The organism is Flavobacterium cupreum, from assembly GCF_003996965.1.
GTDB lineage: Bacteria > Bacteroidota > Bacteroidia > Flavobacteriales > Flavobacteriaceae > Flavobacterium > Flavobacterium cupreum.
In genome coordinates, this window is the sequence record NZ_QWDM01000125.1 from 1 (window position 1) to 360 (window position 360).

A 360-nucleotide genomic window follows, 5' to 3' on the forward strand; every position below is an offset into this window, starting at 1 on the left:
CGGCGCGCTCGGCGGACCGGCCCTGCTGTCGCAGGGCGCCTTTTATTGGGGGATCAACGACGTCGCCGTTGGCGACTACCTGAGCGGCGCGCCTTTCACGCCCGCCGCGATGACCCTGTTCGGCGCGTGGCGCGACGCGGCGGCCGGGCCGAATCCGTCGGCCCAGAATCTGGCGCGCGCCTCGATCGCGCGCGGCGAACAATTGTTCAACACGCGCCCGATGAACATCGTGGGCGTGGCCGGTTTCAGCGACACCTTGCGCCAGCCGCTGCAACGGGGCACCTGCACCAGTTGCCACAACGCGCCCAACGCCGGATCGCATTCGGTGGCGCGCCAGTTCGACACCGGGGTCTCGGCGGC

At 70.8% G+C, this 360-nt stretch carries 1 protein-coding gene; it reads left to right on the forward strand.

All coding sequences use genetic code 11. The features are described from left to right. The coding region (locus D0817_RS26895; protein ID WP_202866530.1) for a hypothetical protein at window positions 1-360 on the forward strand (360 nt) is incomplete at both ends.